Below are 14,233 nucleotides of genomic sequence, written 5' to 3'. Positions count from 1 at the left end.
TCGCGCTGGTCGTGCCCCCGGGCTCGCACCGCCCCCGGGTCGCTTGGACGGTCCAGCCGTTCTAGGCTGTTGCGCGTCCGGTCGGGGCCAGCGCTACTCGTCCCCATCGACACCTGAGGTCAGGATAACGCAGCGGGGAGGGCCCCGCCGCTCGTTCGGGGGAGGGCCGCCGTGGCTGAGGACGTCCGGGGCGCCGTGCTGGTGACGATGGCGGACCGAGAGGACGCCGAGGAGCTGGCCGACCAGCTCCTGGAGCAGGGGTACGAGCCGTGCCTGGTGCACCGCGACATGCTCGCGGGCGAGGACGACGCCGAGGACGTGGACTGGGTGATCGAGGTGCACACCGGGCCGCACGGCGGTCCGGCGGTGTTCGACGAGCCCCACTTGGCGGCCCTGGCCGAGGACTACGGCGGTTTCGCGTTCGCGGAGTGAGCTAAGGTACCCGGACCGACGGGTGAGCGGGACGGGCTGGGCGCGGGGGCCCGGAGGGTTCAGCGGGTCGCGTGGGCCGGACGGGTCTCGTGCGTCGGCCGGAAAACCGGTTGGGCACGGGCCGGGGGAAGCGCGAGGATGCTCCCCATGCTGATACGCGAAGCCCTGCCCGAGGACGGCCCGGCCGTCGCCGACGTGGAGGTGCGCTCCTGGCGGGCCGCCTACCCGGGCATCGTCCCGCAGGACTACCTCGACGCCATGGACGCCGCGGAGCGTGGAGACCGGTGGTCGGACTGGATCGCCGGAGCCGTCCGGCCGGGAGCGGGGCTGCTGCTCGCCGACGACGGCGCGGGGGCGGTGGCCTTCGCCTGCTTCGCCCCCGTCGGGGAGGCGGCGGGCGGCACCGCCGGGTCCTGCGAGGTGGAGGCCTTCTTCTCCGTCCCCGAGGTGTGGGGGAGCGGGGTCAACCGGCGGCTGATCGCCGAGGTGCACCGGGTCGTCGCCGGGGCGGGGTACACCGAGGCCGTCCTGTGGGTGCTCCGGGACAACCCGCGCGCCCGGCGCTTCTACGCGGCGCACGGCTGGGAGGCCGACGGGGCGGTCACCGAGGAGGGGCCCCTCAACGGCGCTGTCCTGCCCCGCCTGCGCTACCGGCGGGGGTTCTGACCCGGAGCCCGTCGGTGCGCGGCCGCGCGGGATCCGCGCCCCCGGGACGAACGGCGCCCGTACCCCCGTAACCCGTGCCGGGAGTGTTCGGGCAGGTCGGAGCCTTGTCCGTGCGGAAGGCGCGTCGCCCCGGATCTTTGCCTTGTCCGGGCGGATTGCCTAGGCTTCCCACCACTCGCGGTACCGCCCAGGGGGAGAGTCCGCGCTCCGGCGGACTCCGGGACCGGTGCCGAGCCGTCTGGAGGGATTGCGATGAAGGCCACCGACGCCGCCCGGCTGCCGGTCCTGCCGGGGGAGGGCCCCTGGACGGCGGAAGAGGTCGCCGCTGTCCGCGCGCGGCTGGAGGAGGATGTCGCCGCGGCCAAGCGTGAGCTCGGGGAGGTCGAGGCCGAGTTCACCGAGCTGCTGGAGGACCCCGTGGAGGGGGCCGGGGACGACAGCGCGGACGCCGGGGCCAGGGCCTTCCAGCGCGAACAGGATCTGGCGTTGGCCTACAATACTCGTGACCTGCTCGCCGAGGGCGAGCGGGCGATCGAACGGATGGACGCGGGGACCTACGGGGTCTGCGGCTCATGCGGGCAGGCCATCGGGAAGGCGCGCCTTCAGGCTTTCCCGCGTGCGACCCTGTGCGTCACCTGCAAACAGCGCGAGGAGCGTCGCTGACTGAGGTAGAGCCCTCCGGGGACAGGAACATGACCACGACCGACAAGACGGGCGCGCGTCCGCGCAGGTACCTTCTCCTGCTGCTCGTCGCGCTCGCCGCGATCGGCGTCGACTTCCTCACCAAGGAGTGGGTCCTGGCGACCTTCGCCGAGGGCGAGTACCTCGACGTCATCGGCGACTTCGTCCAGTTCACCCTGGTGTTCAACACGGGCGCCGCCTTCTCCATGGGCACCGACTTCACGTGGGTGTTCACCTGTATCGCCAGCATCGTGGTCCTCGCCATCGGCTACATGGGTCTGCGGGTGCGCAGCGTGTGGTGGGGCGTGACGCTCGGACTGATGATGGGCGGCGCCGCCGGGAACCTGGTGGACCGCTTCTTCCGAGACCCGGCCCCCTTCCACGGCGCGGTCGTCGACTTCATCAGCGTGGGGACCTTCCCGGTCTTCAACGTCGCCGACTCCTGCGTGGTGGTGGGCGCCTGCCTGGTGGTGGCGCTGACCTTCAAGGGACTCAACCTGGACGGGACCCTCATCGAGGACGACCGCGACGCCAAGAAGGGCCCGGCCGAGGCCGGGAACGGCGAGAACGCCGGAGGCACCGGTGAGACCGGTGCCGCCGGAGACGACAGGACCGGAGGGAGGGACCAGTGAGCGACGTCCGAAGCCTGCCAGTGCCCGACGGGCTGGAGGGCGACCGGCTCGACTCGGCCATCGCCCGCATGTTCGGCCTGTCCCGTACCCGCGCCGCCGAGATCATCGGTGAAGGCGGTGTCCTGGTCGACGGCTCCGAGGCGGGCAAGTCCGACCGCGTCAGCGCGGGGGCCTGGCTGGAGGTCACCCTCCCGCCGCCGCCCACCGCCCCCGTGCCGCGCCCCGAGGCCGTGCCGGGCATGCGGATCGTGCACGAGGACACCGACATCATCGTGGTGGACAAGCCGGTCGGCGTGGTCGCCCACCCGACCGTGGGCTGGACCGGCCCCAGCGTCCTGGAGGGCCTTCTGGCCTCGGGGGTGCAGGTGGCCACCAGCGGCGCCGCCGAGCGCCAGGGCATCGTGCACCGGCTGGACGCCAACACCACCGGCCTGATGGTGGTCGCCAAGAGCGAGACCGCCTACAGCGTGCTCAAGCGGGCCTTCAAGGAGCGCACCGTGGACAAGCACTACCACACGCTCGTCCAGGGGCACCCGGATCCGCTCCGGGGCACCGTGGACGCGCCGATCGACCGCCACCCGGCGGGCGACGGCCGCTGGGCCGTGGTCGCGGGAGGGCGCCCGTCGGTGACCCACTACGACACGCAGGAGGCCTTCCGGGCCGCGAGCCTGCTGGAGATCAAGCTGGAGACCGGGCGCACCCACCAGATCCGGGTGCACATGTCGGCCCTGCGCCACCCGTGCGTGGGCGACATGCTCTACGGTGCCGATCCGACCCTGGCCGAGCGGCTGGGCGTGCGCCGCCAGTGGCTGCACGCGGTGCGCCTGGGCTTCGACCACCCCACCGAGCACCGCCCGGTGGAGTTCTCCAGCCCCTACCCGGACGACCTCGCCGCCGCCATCGAAACTCTGCGCGAGGACTGACCCGCTTCCGGACCGCTCCGCCGGTCACGGCGCCCCGGCCCGGTCCGTCCACAGGCGCGGACCGGGCCTTGCCGTGCGTGCGCGCGGCCAAGGACACTTGAAACGGGGGAAGCCCCACCCCCAGGGGGTGCGCGGCACCCCCGGTTCTCAGTCTGGCACGGAGCGTCGGCCCCGGCCAGGGCCTTTCCGGAGCTGTGGACGGCGGCCCGGCCCGGGCCGCCGCTCCAGCCCGAGGGGCCCGGTCACCTCCTCCGCGAGGGCGGGGTCACGTACCGGGTGCGGATCACGCCCTGGCACAGGGCGGCGCCCAGGATGATGACCACCGCGCCCAGCGGCTGGTTCCAGCTCAAGGTCTCGCCCAGCAGCACGACCCCGGCGGCGATCGCCACCACCGGCGCCACGTAGGTGACCGTGGTCGCCACCGTCGCCCCTGCCTCGCGCACCACCGCGTACTGGAGGATGTAGGCCACGCCGGTGCCGAAGACGCCCAGGGTGCTCACCGCCGCCACCACCTGCCACGTCACGCCTGTGGGCATCTCGGTGAACAGCGGAACCAGGACCACCAGCGGCACCGAGCCCAGCAGCAGTTGCAGGCTGCTCAGCTCCAGGGCGCCGTGGGAGCTGCCCGCCACGAACCGGCGCAGGTAGGGCGTGCCGATCCCATAGCAGACGGTGGCGCCCACCACGAACAGCATTCCCAGCACGGCGTCGCCGTCGCTGACGGCCACCTCGCCCAGCGATCTCCACACCCCGAAGACGGTGAGCACGCCCAGGAAACCGATGCCCAGGCCCATGACCCGGTCGCGGTCGGGCCGCTCGTCTGATAGCAGCAGCATCGAGAACACCACGCCGAACAGGGGTGTCGAGGCGTTCACGATGCCCATGAGCGCGGACGGGATGAGCTGGGCGGCGAACCCGAACAGGGTGAAGGGGACGGTGTTGAGCAGCAGCGCCGCCACGAACATGTGCCCCCACAGGCGGGGCGAGCGCGGCAGCCGGCCGCCCCGCAGCAACAGGACGACGAGCAGGGGCAGCGCTCCTGTGGCCATGCGCCCGAGCGTGAGCTGCGCGGGGGAGAGCGCCTCGGCCCCGATCTTGATGAACAGGAAGCTCATGCCCCAGATCAGGGAGAGCAGGACGAACTTGGCCCGCCAGTCGGAGAGCGCGCGGTGCGGGCTGCCGGGCGGGGCGGACACGGGGGAGACAGCGGAGGCAGCGGACATGGGACGTTTCTATCCCGAAGGATGTGTTAGGTCTACTTCGTATTTCTTAAGCCAGACCTTAGGCTTGCTTACATGCTCAGCGTCGACCGACTCCGGGTCCTGCACACCATCGCGGCCCACGGCTCCCTCAGCGCCGCCGCCGAAGCCCTCCACGTCACCAACTCGGCCGTCTCCCAGCAGCTCACCAAACTCGAACGCGAGGTCGGACAGCCCCTCGTCGAACGCAACGGCCGGGGCGTGCGCCTCACCGACGCCGCCGAACTCCTGGTCGAGCACACCGCCAGGATCCTGTCCATGGTCCAGCGGGCCGAGGCCGACCTGGAGGCGCACCGCGACGACGTCACCGGACACCTGCGCCTGTCCGCCACCCCCACCGCCGTCCGCGGCCTCCTGCCGCACGCGCTCTCCTCCCTGCGCGAGGCCCACCCCGGCCTGCGCGTGGAGCTGCACGAGGAGGAGCCGCACGAGAGCGTGCCCGCCATGGCCCGCGGGGACGCCGACCTGGCCATGGTCGTCGACTGGATCGGGGCGCCGCTGAACCTGCCCGGCGGCATGAGCCGCGCCCCGCTCATGGAGGACGTGGGCGACATCGCCCTGCCAGCCGACCACCCCCTGGCCCACCGGGAGATCCTCGCCCCCGAGGAGATCCTCGACCTGCCCTGGATCAGCTGGTCGCGCGGATCGATCTGCGACGACTGGCTGCACGGCCTGATCCGGGCGCACGGCGGCGAGCCCAACGTCATCCACAACGTGGAGGAGCACCAGACGAAGCTGGCGCTCATCGCCGCCGGGATCGGCGCCGCCGTCATGCCCCGCCTGGGATGCGGACCCCTGCCGGAGGGGGTGCGGGTGGTGCCCGTGCAGCCCGCGCTGGTGCGCCAGGTGTACGTGTTCTGGCGCACGGACGCCTCCCGCCGTCCGGGCATCCGCGCCACGGTGCGCGCCCTGCGCGAGGCGGCCGCCGTCTACACCGCCTGAGTGCTGGGCCCCCTTCCGGAGCGGTTCGGGTCCGACGAGGGCGCACGGGCGCCGTCCCGCGCCCGGCGGCCGGTACGGCGCCCGTGCGCCCGTGCACGCCGGGGGCGGGCCCGCGAGGCTCCGCCCAGCGCCCGGGAGGCGTTCCGTGGCCCGGAGGCCACTGGCGACCCCGAGGCGATCGGGCGGCCTGGAGGCGGCTGACGCCCGGGAGGCCGCCGTGCTCCGGTCGCCCGCAGCCGAGGCCGGCCATCGGGTCGGGGGAGCGGTGGCGACCGCCGGTCCGAAGGCCCGGACGGCCCCGCTGGGCGGCCCCCAGCCGTGCGGCGGTACCGGCTCAACCGTTCAGCAGGCCCGACAGGGTGGCGGCCGGGGTGATCACCTCCGGGTCCGTCCGCACGTCGACCAGGGTGGGCAGGTCCGCCTCCACCGCCTCCGCCAGTGCCTTCTCCAACTCCTCGCGCGTGTGCGCGGTCGCACCCCTGGCCCCCAGGGACCGGGCGTACCCGGCCAGGTCCAGCGGCCCGCTGATCCGGGTTCCGGCGATCCGCCCCAGCTCACGGGCCTGGTGCATGGCGATCGTGCCGTACAGCCCGTTCTGGAACACCACCACGGTGACCGGCGCGTCCATCCGCACCGCGGTCTCCAGCTCCTGTCCGGTCATCAGGACGCCGCCGTCTCCGGCCACCGCCACCACCGTCCGGTCCGGGGCGGCGATCTTGGCCGCCACCGCGGCGGGCACGGCGTAGCCCATGGCTCCGCTGGTCGGCGCCAGCTGGGTGCGCGGATGCCGGAACCACCAGCCCCGGTGCAGGAAGGAGGCGAAGTTGCCCGCGTCGTTGGTGATCAGCGCGTCCTCGGGCAGGACCGCCCGCATCCCCGCGACCACCGCCCACGGGTGCAACCGGGAACCGGTGTGCCCGGCGGCCTCGGGCGGCACCGTCGCGGTGTCCACCCACACCCGGCGGGCCGAACTCCAGTCGCGGTAGGGCGCCTGGACCGGTGCCCCGGCGAGTTCGCGCAGCGCCTCCCCGGCGTCGGCTACCGCGCCGAACCACAGGTCGGTACCGGCCCCGAGCTGCCCCGGATCCACGTCGATCTGCGCGACCCGGACGCGTCCGCCGCGTTCGGGCAGCCGGTACCCCTGGGTGGTGGTCTCGCTCATCCGGCAGCCGACCACGAGGACCGCGTCGGCCTCCGCCAGGGCGTTGAGCACCGGCGGAGAACAGCCCAACCCGAGGTGGCCCAGGTAAAGCGGGTGGTCGTTGGGGAACACGTCCTGGCGCCGCCAGGCGGCGTACACGCCCGTGTTGAAGCGTTCGGCGACCCGGATCAGGTCCTCCCGGGCCGCGCGGGCGCCGCCGCCCGCGACGATCACCGGGCGCACCGCCCTGGCCAGCCAGGTCGCCAGCCGGTCCCTGGCCTCGGTGCCCAGGACCGGCCGCGGGACCATGGGCGGTCCGGGCGGGTCCTGGGGGCCCACGCGTTGGCCGAACAGGTCGCCGGGCACCGCGATGGCGACCGGGCCGGGCCTGCCGGTGGTGGCGACGCGGACCGCCTTCGCGGTGACCTCCGCGAGCCGGTCGGCCCGGTGCACGGTGGTGGACCACTTGGTGATGGGCGCGTAGAACGCGGTGAGGTCCACCTCCTGGAAGGCCTCTCTGCCCAGGTACTCGGTCTCGGCCTGTCCGAGGAACACGATCATCGGCGTCGAGTCCTGCATGGCGGTGTGCACGCCCACCGCCAGGTTGGACGCTCCCGGCCCCCGGGTGGCCGCGGCCACGGCGGGAACGCCGGTGAGCTTGGCCTCGGCCTCGGCCATGAACCCGGCGCCGTTCTCGTGCCGGGTGGAGACCAGCTGCATGCGCGGGTGCCGGTCGATCGCGTCGGCGAGCTCCAGGAAGCTCTCACCGGGGACGGTGTAGCACCGTCTGATCCCGGCCGCGGCCAGCACCCCCACCACCGCGTGCGCGGCGGTGTCGTTGGGCGGGCTGGGGCGTTGTGCTGCGCCTGTGGCCATGGGGGCGGGGTCCTTCCATCGTCGCAAGGTCCACTCGGCGCGTCCGGGCGGGTCCAGACCGGGTCTGGCACGTCCGGACGCGTGCGGCCGGTGGTGACCGGCCGCTGCCGTTTCGAGCCTCGTGGGCTCCGTGGCGTTCCGGGTGCTGCCACCCGGAGGCCGCCCTCCCCGGGCGCCGCCGTCCGGCGCCCGGGGAGGGTCTTGGGCTTCCTTCCCAGGGGGTGGGGAACTTGCACTCCCCGCCCGCCGTGTACGGGGACGGTCGTGGTGGGGCGACCGGTCGGCACCCGCGCCGGGGCGGCTCCGGCACCGCACGGGCGGACCGGTAAGGCGCCGTCATCGGCTGGTACGCCGTCCTACGTCCCACCACCTCCAGGAAACCCCAGCGCGGCGGCCTGCGGTAGGGGATGTGGACAACCTCCACGGGCCGCTCAGCCGACGCCGAGGGCGCGCAGGCCCGCCGTGGTGGCCGCGGCGGCGACGATGACTACGAGGAAGGGCGCGCGCAGGACCAGGGCCAGGACGGCGGCGCCCAGGCCGCCCATCCGCGCCGCGTCCCAGGCCAGGGCCTGGCCCTCGCCGCGCAGCGCTTCCACCGCGATCAGCGCGGCGAGCAGGGCGAGCGGTACGGCGGTGGCGAACCGCCGCAGCCACGGGTTGTCCAGGAGCCGCCGGGGAGCGGCCAGGCCCGCGTACTTGAGCAGGTAGCAGCCCGCCGCGGTGGCGACGAGCACGATCCACAGGGTCATGACCGGGCCTCCCCGCGCTCCGCCTCGGACCGCCGGTCGCCCTCCTCGCTGGGCACGGCCGGACCGCTCTCCCCGGCGGCGGGACCGATCAGCGCCACGAGCGCGGCCGAGGCGGCCAGCAGCACCGGGACGCCCGAGGGCAGGAACGGGGCGGCCGTCAGGGCCAGGCCCGCGCCCAAGCCCGCGATCAACCACGTGCGGGCGCCGCCCTCCCGCAGCCGGGGCCACAGCAGCCCCAGGAAGACCGCCGGACCCACCGCGTCGAGCCCGAACGCGCTGATGTCGCCCACGCGCTCGGTGGCCAGTGCCCCGGCCAGGGTCGCCACGACCCAGGAGCCGCCCAGCACGGCGTAGGTCGTCACGAACGCCGTGCGCGCCGACGCGCGGTCCGGCTGGGCCAGCGTCACGGCGGTGGTCTCGTCGATCACCCCGTGCGCGGCCAGCGCCCGCCGCGCGCCCCGCCAGCCCAGCACGTCCGCCAGGCGCAGCCCGTACAAGGTGTTGCGGGCGCCCAGGAGCAGCGCGCCCGCCGCCCCGGCGACCAGGCTGCCGCCACCGGCGATCACCCCCACCAGGGCGAACTGGGAGGCTCCGGTGAACATGAACAGGCTCATGAAGACGGACTGCGCCGGGGACAGCCCGGCTGCCACGGCGGCGGTGCCGAACGCCAGACCGGCCGCGCCCACGGCGACGCCGATCCCCACGCTGTCGCGCACCGCGGGTGTACGGAGGGCGGAGAAGGATTTCACGCGCCCCACGCTAGGAAGGCCGACCTCGCGGTGTCTTGAACGTTCTTGCCCGGCCGCCGCCCGCTGCCGACCGCCCCCCGGTCGGCGCGGCCCGCTCCCGGTGGCGGCCGAAAGGCCCCTGCCGCCAGTGCGGGCGAAGAGCGGCCGGGCGAGCGGAACCGGTCCCGCGGGAGGGGAGACCGCCCGGATGCCGCCGCCCCTGACGCCACGGACCCCTCGGATACCTCGGCGCCGACCCGCCAGCGGCTCAGGTGGACAGCAGGGCGCGCTGGTAGGCCACCGGAGGAACCCCCAGGTGGCGCTTGAAGTGGCGGGTCAGGTGCGGCTGGTCGGCGAACCCCACCTCCACCGCGACCTCGCCCGCCCGGCGGCCCGAGGCCAGCAGCGTCCGGGCCCGGTCCACCCGCAACTGGTTGAGGTAGGCGTGCGGCGGCAGGCCGTGGACGGCGCGGAAGGCCCGCGACAGCGCGAACGGGCCGATGCCCAGTCCGGCCGCCAGCTCCTCCAGCGTCGGCGGGTCCACCAGGCGCCCGGCTAGGATCCGCCGTGCCCGCTCCACCTCGGGGCGCGCCGCGTGCCCGGCCGGTCCGGCCGCCCGTTCGCGGCCGTGGGAGCGCAGCAGCATGCCCAGGCCGTGTCTGGCCAGGGAGGATGCGGTGAGGCGGTCGCCGTTCTCGGCGGCCACGTGCGCGGTGGCCAGCACCCGGGCGGCCTCGGGCGCGTGGATGCCGGACTCGGTGAACGCCGGGGTTCCGCGCATGCCCAGTTCGCGGGCGATGTCGGCCACCACCTCGGGCAGGGGGTAGAACACGCGGTAGCTCCAGCCCTCGGGGATTCCGGCGTGGCCGGTGTGCACCTCCCCGGGGCCGACCACCGCCAAACCGCCCGGTCCCACACGGGCACGCCCCCGCCCGTGCGTGTACTCCTCGATGCCGCCGGTGATCACCCCGATCGTGTAGGTGGGGTGGGTGTGGCGGGTGAAAGCCGTGGTGACGAAGCGGGCGGTGAGCAGTTCCGTCTCGGGCAGCCCGGAGAAGCGCCAGTAGCGCGCCCGCTCCGCGCGCGGGTCCTCGATCCGGGGGTGAACGTCTCCGGGCATGCCCATCGCTCAAGGTTAGGCAGTGCGCTGCGCGGGCGCCGCCACGGACCTTGCGCGGGCGGGGCGGGAACGCCGCCACGGGTTCCGGCGGAGGTCGCTGGTAAACCGCCGCGGGCCCGGTCCCCGGGGAGACCGCCTGGATTTCCGCGGGCGGGAGCGGGATGGGCACCGATGCCTGAGGCGGAGCGGGCGGTGCGAGAGCACGGGCGCCGGGGACGACGCGGACACCGGCTGACGCCGCCCCCAGCTCCGCGCTAGCCGGGGAACGGCACCCACGATGCGTGTTTCGCCCTGTCATGGGACTAATCTGCCTGCATGACTACGACCGAGATCCGCCTGGCGCGGGACGAGCGCGACCGCGCCGCAGTGTTCGTCATCCGGGGAGCCGTGTTCGTCGCCGAGCAGCAGGTGCCCGTGGAGGAGGAGTGGGACGCGCGCGACGCCACCGCCGACCACCTCCTCGCCCTGGACGGCGGCATCCCCGTGGGCACGGTCCGCCTCGTGGACCTGGGCGGAGGCGTGGGCCTCCTCGGCCGCCTGGCCGTCCTGCCCAAGGGACGCGGCACCGGGACCGGCGCCGCGCTCGTGCGCGCGGTGGAGGAGCGGGCCCGCGAACGCGGTCTGTCCAAGGTGGAGCTGCACGCCCAGACCCACGCGCTGGGCTTCTACGCGCGGCTGGGCTACGCGGCCCACGGCGAGGAGTTCCTGGACGCCGGGATTCCGCACCTGCACATGGTGCGTGAGCTGGACTGACGCCGCCGCGCGTGCCGTCCGTCTCCGTGCCGTGTGACAGGGAGCGCACCGCCCGGCCCCGCCCCACCGGAATGCGACCGAGTAGGATTCGGTTTGACGGTGGTGCCCCCAGCCGCCCGTGCACACCCCGATCCGACGAGGAACACATGACGGTCAACACGCAGCCGGTAGCCGAGCGCCCCGACCCCCGCGCCTTCGGCCTCCCGGTGGTCGACCAGGCCCAGATCCCCGCCGAACTGCGCTCCCTCGTGGCCCGCGTCCACGATCTCGTCGACGCCGTCGCCAACACCGAGGTCGACACCGACACCCTGGCCGAGGCCGCGGCGACCGTCGAGGGCATCACCGGCAGGCTCAACGTCGCCCGCCGCCAGATCGGCACCATGGTCCAGCGCGACCTCCCGAGCGGAGACGTCGAGTACGGCACCATCACCAACATCGTCTCGGGCGACACCAACCCCGCCGCCCCGCCGCTCCTGCTGGAGCGCACCCCCGAGGGCCTGCGCGGCGAGGTCACCCTCAACACCGTCTACCAGGGCCCGCCCGGGCTCGTGCACGGCGGCTGGATCGCGGCCCTGCTCGACCAGGCCGTCGGCAGCGTCTCCGCCGTCGAGACCACCCCGGGGCTCACAGCCAAGCTGGAGGTGAACTACCGACAGCCCACGCCGCTGTTCACCCCGCTGGAGGTCACCGCGGAGGTGGACCGGGTGGAGGGCCGCAAGGTCTTCGTCTCCGGACGGATCCGCGCCCACGGCGAGGTCACCGCCGAGGCCACCGCCCTCATGGTCCAGGTCAGGATTCCCGAGGCCGAGGTCCAGCAGAGCTGAGCCGCCAGCCGGTGCACCCGGCCCGAAGCACCGTGGGGCGGCCCGCGCCGACGGGCGGGGCCGCCCCGCGCGCGTGCGCGGCGGAGAGGGCGCGCTCCCCCACACGCGCGGTGACGCGACCCCCGCAGGGGGCGGACCGTCGCGTCCTCACCGGCGGATTCGGTAGTATCTCCCCTATGACCCGCCGCTATCACGTGTTTAGCCAGCCGACGACCTCGTCGGCCGCTCTCACGTAGGCGGAACCAGGGGTCGTCGGCAACGGAGCACCAGGGCAGCAGCCCGGTGCTCCTCCCCGTTTTCAGGCGGCCGACGCCCCACGACACGCTCTCCACGCACCGCGCGCAGCCCGCGGGGGCGTCCGGCCGCACCGCGACCGCGACCGCGCCCGGCCCGTCGCCGGGGCCGCCCCACCCGAGGGAGAACCACCGTGTCCGAGCACCGCACCACCCCGCCCGCCGCCCAGGAGCAGATCCGCCGACTGCGCGGACGCATCGACCAGATGGACGCCGAACTGGCCTCGCTCCTCGAACGCCGCGCCCTCGTCGCCGCCCAGGTACAGCGGCTAAAGCCGGTCGGCTACTTCGCCGGGCGCGACACGCGGCGTGAGCGCGAACTGGTCGAGCGCATGGCCGAGCACGCCCCGCGCCTGGGCCCCGACCGGCTCGCCGCCATCATGGACAGCGTCATCAGCGCCGGGCTGGCCGCCGCGCAGGAGGAGGCCGCCCGCGCCGGGTGACCGCGTCCCGGCCGCGGGCGGACGCGGTCAGTGGCGGAGCACGTCCACCCACACCATCCGGTGGTCGGAGCTGGGGAAGGGGTAGTCGCCGGTCAGCCGGAACAGCGGGTCGTCCACGGTCGGCCAGAACACCCCGGACGACCGGGTCGGCACGGTCCGCGAGGGCAGCACGTAGTCCACGCGCAGGTTGCCCGGGCCGGGCTCGTCCGCGAAGTCGGCGCTGTCCAGCACGGGGTCGCCCCCGTGCCCGTCGTTGGCTCCGCCCTGGCGCTGGGCCGCGCCCCTGCCGCCCTGGCTGGAGGGGCGCACGTCGTTGATCCCGGGGTGCTCCAGGAGCTGGGTGATGGCGTTCGGGTGGCCGTCGCCGTCGTTGGGGTCGGCGTTGAGGTCCCCGGCGATCACGAACGGGGCGCCCACCGGCAGGCCGCCGCGCCGCCCCCGGTCGTCGTAGATGTAGGAGCCCGCGCGCGGGGTCACGTAGTCGGCCCAGAAGCGGATCTCGTCGTGGTTGCGGGCCACGTTGCGCTTCTCCGGGCCGTCGAAGGACGGCGGGGTCGGGTGGCTGGCCAGCAGGTGGACCGGGCGGCCCCGGCCCGTGTCGATCGGCAGGTCCCAGTGGCTCTTGGAGGACAGCCGCACAACCTCCAGGGCCTCGGGGGAGTAGTAGGACTCGCCCGTCTCGGGATCGGTGGGCAGGAGCGCGCCCGGCATGTCCGCCCACCGGAAGGTCTGGAACGTGCGCACGTCCTCGGTGACGATCGGGTACATCGAGTACACGACCATCCCGTACTGGCCGGGGAACAGCCCGTACCCGAAGGCGTCCTCGGCGTAGGCGGGGCTGCCGGGCTCGGTCACCGCCTCGCCGTCGCCGTTGAGGTCCGCGCCCGAGGCCACGCCCGTGTTGACGGGCGCCGAGTAGACGTAGGGGTACTCGATGGCGTCGGCGCCGTTCTGGCCCACGGACAGGTAGTTGTCCTGGAACCGGCGGGGCCCGTTCCCCTCCTCGTCGTAGTCGAACTCGTTGACCAGGAGGACGTCGGGGCGCACGTGCTGGATGATCTCGGCGACGTTGCGCGCCTGCTCGCTGTCGGGGGTGGCCAGCTCCTCGGCGAGCACTCCCCGGCCGGGGCGCTCCAGCGCGGTGTTGAAGGTGGCGAAGCGCACCTCGTGCGATCCGGGCGGCTGGGGTACCGACGGCGACGCCTCGGCGGACGCTGGGGCCGCCACCAGGGCGGACGCGGCCAGGACGAGGGTGGCGGTGGAGGCCGCCGGTCTGACCAGCGGGCGTGAACGCGGCTTCATGGAGGCATCCTCTCAGCGGTGGGCGGGGTGGGAAAGGCCGGGGCTCCTGCGGCCGCGGCTTCCGACGGCCGGGGGCCGCGACGGTGTGGGTTCGGTCGGCCGTTGGTGCCGACAGCCCTCGGCGGAGCGGGGGGCGGATCCGCGTTGTCCACAGGGGCAGAGACCCCGTAGCGGCGACGACCGCCTCCCTGCTTCCCTGTTTCCCTGTTTCCATGGTCCGCGAAGAACCCAACCTGCCCTTCCGCCGGGACGTCGCGTGCGCAGGCCCGCGCAACCCTCCGTCACGCCGGAGGCGCCACTCCGTTCGAAACGTTTTGCCCTCCACTGCGCCCCTCCCGTTTCCCCACGCGCACCGCGGTCGGATGTCCCATGTCAACTGGGACTCAGGTCCTCCGATCGGACGTAAATCGGTTTAGAAAGAGCCGTTGTCGCGTCGCTACTCCCCGTGTTACATTCGCGTTGTTTTCGG

15 protein-coding genes are annotated in these 14,233 nt (G+C 74.1%); 9 read left to right on the top strand and 6 right to left on the bottom strand.

The features are described from left to right. Nucleotides 1-171 precede the first annotated feature (171 nt). The 5 genes from KGD83_RS21085 (at nucleotide 172) to KGD83_RS21065 (ending at nucleotide 3,334) form a co-directional block, all read left to right on the top strand. On the top strand, nucleotides 172-432 hold the full coding sequence (locus tag KGD83_RS21085; RefSeq protein ID WP_013151959.1) for a TIR domain-containing protein: 261 nt from the start codon (nucleotides 172-174) through the stop codon (nucleotides 430-432). A 147-nt stretch (nucleotides 433-579) separates the two neighbouring features. Beyond that, entirely contained in the window at nucleotides 580-1,098 is a 519-nt protein-coding gene (locus KGD83_RS21080) for a GNAT family N-acetyltransferase (RefSeq protein ID WP_212640812.1), read from the top strand. A 252-nt stretch (nucleotides 1,099-1,350) separates the two neighbouring features. Beyond that, nucleotides 1,351-1,761, top strand: coding sequence for a TraR/DksA family transcriptional regulator (locus KGD83_RS21075; RefSeq protein WP_212640811.1), 411 nt, complete (start codon nucleotides 1,351-1,353; stop codon nucleotides 1,759-1,761). A 29-nt stretch (nucleotides 1,762-1,790) separates the two neighbouring features. Then, nucleotides 1,791-2,411, top strand: a complete 621-nt coding sequence (gene lspA, locus KGD83_RS21070) for a signal peptidase II (protein ID WP_212640810.1) — start codon at nucleotides 1,791-1,793, stop codon at nucleotides 2,409-2,411. Next, entirely contained in the window at nucleotides 2,408-3,334 is a 927-nt protein-coding gene (locus KGD83_RS21065) for an RluA family pseudouridine synthase (RefSeq protein ID WP_212640809.1), read from the top strand. The genes lspA and KGD83_RS21065 overlap by 4 nt, the downstream gene beginning before the upstream one ends. 242 nt (nucleotides 3,335-3,576) lie before the next feature. Here the strand turns inward: KGD83_RS21065 and KGD83_RS21060 are convergent, their stop codons facing one another. Next, the gene (locus tag KGD83_RS21060) at nucleotides 3,577-4,557 is read right to left on the bottom strand and encodes a DMT family transporter (RefSeq protein ID WP_212640808.1); all 981 of its coding nucleotides are present in this window, start codon (nucleotides 4,555-4,557) and stop codon (nucleotides 3,577-3,579) included. A gap of 72 nt (nucleotides 4,558-4,629) precedes the next feature. Between KGD83_RS21060 and KGD83_RS21055 the strand changes: the two genes are divergently transcribed. Further along, nucleotides 4,630-5,535 carry a LysR family transcriptional regulator gene (locus KGD83_RS21055; protein WP_212640807.1) on the top strand — a complete coding sequence of 302 codons (906 nt, stop codon included), beginning with the start codon at nucleotides 4,630-4,632 and terminating at the stop codon, nucleotides 5,533-5,535. Between the two features lie 334 nt (nucleotides 5,536-5,869). Here the strand turns inward: KGD83_RS21055 and KGD83_RS21050 are convergent, their stop codons facing one another. From KGD83_RS21050 to KGD83_RS21035, 4 genes are all read right to left on the bottom strand, one after another. Beyond that, nucleotides 5,870-7,552: a thiamine pyrophosphate-dependent enzyme gene (locus tag KGD83_RS21050; RefSeq protein WP_212640806.1), complete on the bottom strand. Its 1,683-nt coding sequence runs from the start codon at nucleotides 7,550-7,552 to the stop codon at nucleotides 5,870-5,872. 431 nt (nucleotides 7,553-7,983) lie between these two features. Then, nucleotides 7,984-8,301, bottom strand: coding sequence for an AzlD domain-containing protein (locus KGD83_RS21045; RefSeq protein WP_212640805.1), 318 nt, complete (start codon nucleotides 8,299-8,301; stop codon nucleotides 7,984-7,986). Next, the gene (locus KGD83_RS21040; protein WP_394358079.1) at nucleotides 8,298-9,050 is read right to left on the bottom strand and encodes an AzlC family ABC transporter permease; all 753 of its coding nucleotides are present in this window, start codon (nucleotides 9,048-9,050) and stop codon (nucleotides 8,298-8,300) included. The genes KGD83_RS21045 and KGD83_RS21040 overlap by 4 nt, the downstream gene beginning before the upstream one ends. A 247-nt stretch (nucleotides 9,051-9,297) precedes the next feature. Continuing rightward, nucleotides 9,298-10,149: an AraC family transcriptional regulator gene (locus KGD83_RS21035; RefSeq protein ID WP_394358122.1), complete on the bottom strand. Its 852-nt coding sequence runs from the start codon at nucleotides 10,147-10,149 to the stop codon at nucleotides 9,298-9,300. A 315-nt stretch (nucleotides 10,150-10,464) separates the two neighbouring features. On the opposite strand from KGD83_RS21035, the gene KGD83_RS21030 reads away from it, so the two are divergent. The 3 genes from KGD83_RS21030 to KGD83_RS21020 all read left to right on the top strand — a co-directional run bounded on the left by KGD83_RS21030 (nucleotide 10,465) and on the right by KGD83_RS21020 (nucleotide 12,462). After that, nucleotides 10,465-10,902 carry a GNAT family N-acetyltransferase gene (locus KGD83_RS21030; RefSeq protein WP_212640803.1) on the top strand — a complete coding sequence of 146 codons (438 nt, stop codon included), beginning with the start codon at nucleotides 10,465-10,467 and terminating at the stop codon, nucleotides 10,900-10,902. A gap of 146 nt (nucleotides 10,903-11,048) precedes the next feature. Then, nucleotides 11,049-11,726 carry a PaaI family thioesterase gene (locus tag KGD83_RS21025; protein WP_212640802.1) on the top strand — a complete coding sequence of 226 codons (678 nt, stop codon included), beginning with the start codon at nucleotides 11,049-11,051 and terminating at the stop codon, nucleotides 11,724-11,726. 427 nt (nucleotides 11,727-12,153) lie between these two features. Beyond that, nucleotides 12,154-12,462 carry a chorismate mutase gene (locus KGD83_RS21020; RefSeq protein ID WP_212640801.1) on the top strand — a complete coding sequence of 103 codons (309 nt, stop codon included), beginning with the start codon at nucleotides 12,154-12,156 and terminating at the stop codon, nucleotides 12,460-12,462. 27 nt (nucleotides 12,463-12,489) lie between these two features. On the opposite strand, the gene KGD83_RS21015 is transcribed toward KGD83_RS21020, so the two are convergent. Next, nucleotides 12,490-13,764: an endonuclease/exonuclease/phosphatase family protein gene (locus KGD83_RS21015; RefSeq protein WP_212640800.1), complete on the bottom strand. Its 1,275-nt coding sequence runs from the start codon at nucleotides 13,762-13,764 to the stop codon at nucleotides 12,490-12,492. Nucleotides 13,765-14,233 lie beyond the last annotated feature (469 nt).

This window comes from Nocardiopsis akebiae (genome assembly GCF_018316795.1).
Taxonomy (GTDB): Bacteria; Actinomycetota; Actinomycetes; order Streptosporangiales; family Streptosporangiaceae; genus Nocardiopsis; species Nocardiopsis dassonvillei.
The sequence above is the reverse complement of the archived record's forward strand: the minus strand, read 5'-3'. Positions and strand labels throughout refer to the sequence as shown.